General features: G+C 57.9%; 2 protein-coding genes. Both read right to left on the bottom strand.

Annotated features, from left to right (window positions below; translation table 11 throughout):
• Positions 1-223: 223 nt before the first annotated feature.
• Positions 224-709 (bottom strand): hypothetical protein, encoded by a 486-nt coding sequence (locus ROTAS13_RS26700; RefSeq protein ID WP_139323540.1) that lies wholly within the window; start codon positions 707-709, stop codon positions 224-226.
• 49 nt (positions 710-758) lie between these two features.
• The gene (locus ROTAS13_RS23490; RefSeq protein WP_139323539.1) at positions 759-1,835 is read right to left on the bottom strand and encodes an acetyl-CoA carboxylase biotin carboxylase subunit family protein; all 1,077 of its coding nucleotides are present in this window, start codon (positions 1,833-1,835) and stop codon (positions 759-761) included.
• Positions 1,836-2,080 lie beyond the last annotated feature (245 nt).

The following is a 2,080-nucleotide window of genomic DNA, read 5'->3' as shown; positions in this document are numbered from 1 at the left end:
GTCGATCAGCGCCGCCAGCCGCACCAGTTCGTGCCGCCCATCGATCATGTCGACCAGCCGCGGCCGCAGCAGATCGGCCTGTTCCGGCGGGCGCGGGCGGTGCTTCATGCCCACAAGATTCGCAGGGTTTGTCGTCGAAAACAATCGAACCCTGCAAATCCAGGTCGCCGAGCCCGGAAAATCTCACAGCTAGATCAGTGCCTTACGAGTTATTCAAGGCCGACTATTTAAGATCGGCCCTCTTCATTGGATCATACACGACCGTTACCAGTTCTTTTGATTTAGGAACGCTTCTCAGATCAACATTTTTTATTTCCACCAGCTTTCTATAGAAATTTGACCCAAATTCTGGATAATCGGGATGAATAGAAACCATTGGAGAAACCGAAATTATCGACGCCCCAATCGATCCCCCATAGAATAGGGCCGCAAAGCCTCCCATGCTTGCTCCATAGCAAGCAGAGCGTCGGTACAGCGAACACGTGCCGCCTACAGATCGCACAAATTCTCCAAGCGACAAATCTTGATACCAATTATCCCTTCGCTTTCTAACAGCAATAACGTCGATCCCGGCTTCTATTAAGAATTTCTCGCCGAACCCCAGGTCATCTGGGTTATTGCGCCACATTTCCGAAAAGGTTACCACCACGACATCTCGGTTGCCTAGCTCTGAGGCAACATGGACAATGCGGGTTTCACCGTTGTCCAAGAGCGTTTTTGTCGGAAAACGAGCTAGCACTAGTCCTCCACGAGTCGGCTTACAGGGGACCCGATTGCAGCGCCCGACCAGAGGAACTCGGCAGCCCTTCCGGGAGATGTAGACAACTATGGTCCCCGACCACCATCAACGGCAAGTCAGGCAGTGAGCCGTCGATCAAGCGCACGCCTGCTGCGGCAGCGATGCACTCGGCAACCTCTCCGAGGTGGGCAAAGCCGCTCCACTCGTCGCCCGCCGTCATCAGCAATCTTGCCAAGACCTCCAATTCGTGAACGTGGCGGCCCTGGTATAACCGATAGTTCTTGAGCATCACACCGGCTGGGATCAGCTTGAGTAGTGCTGCATGATCAAGGCTGCTGGCGACCTGACCCTGCTCCGCGGCGATGAGTTTCCGGATCACAGTCTTCGGTCCACGGCCAGCGGTGGGCGTTGAAAACTCGCGCCCGGCGTAGATGTCCAGTATCGTGCCGAACAAATCATGGCCTGTCGCTAGCTCGTATGCGGCTATCATTTCACCGCCCATGGGGCGTGCGTTCACCTCGAGCAATACGGGCCCACTTTCCGTGAATACCATCTCCGCGTCGAACAGCCCTACGGACAGGTCGAGCGCCTCGCACACAGAGACGGCGTAGTCGGCGCACGCGGACGCGGCGTGGTGCTCTGGGCTGATGGGCAGCACGGAGCCAAAGCCCACGCTTGGGTTGACGGCCTGCTCAGCATGGAGGGCGACGGATACAGCATGCCAGTTTCGGTGTCCCGCGGCTACGCAGACCGACAGGATGGGCCCCTTCAGGACCTCTTCACAAATGAATCCGTTGGCAAAGATCCATTGCATGTACGCCTGAGCAGCCGCTTGCACGCGACGTGCCTCGGCTTGATACCAGTCGACCTGCTCATCGTTGTAAAGCGGGTAACACACGCGGCTTCCAGATCCTCTGGCCGGCTTAACGATGCAGGGCAGTCCGATCGCGGTGACGGCGGCGGGAATCTGATCGACCGCGGCTGCAGCGGCATATCGCGGCATGGTGAAACCGTGTGCCTTCAGGGCGGCCCGCGTGGCCACCTTGTCTCTGGCGATGCTCACGACACTTGACGAGGTGAAGGTCAATCCGAGCATTTCGCAGGCCTGTGCTACATGGTCGGCCTTGAATAACTCGTAAGGCACTGATCTAGCTGTGAGATTTTCCGGGCTCGGCGACCTGGATTTGCAGGGTTCGATTGTTTTCGACGACAAACCCTGCGAATCTTGTGGGCATGAAGCACCGCCCGCGCCCGCCGGAACAGGCCGATCTGCTGCGGCCGCGGCTGGTCGACATGATCGATGGGCGGCACGAACTGGTGCGGCTGGCGGCGCTGATCGAC

The sequence above is a fragment of the Roseomonas sp. TAS13 genome, from assembly GCF_001950415.1.
Lineage (GTDB): Bacteria > Pseudomonadota > Alphaproteobacteria > Acetobacterales > Acetobacteraceae > Roseomonas > Roseomonas mucosa.
This window is presented reverse-complemented; position numbering and strand designations above follow the sequence as displayed.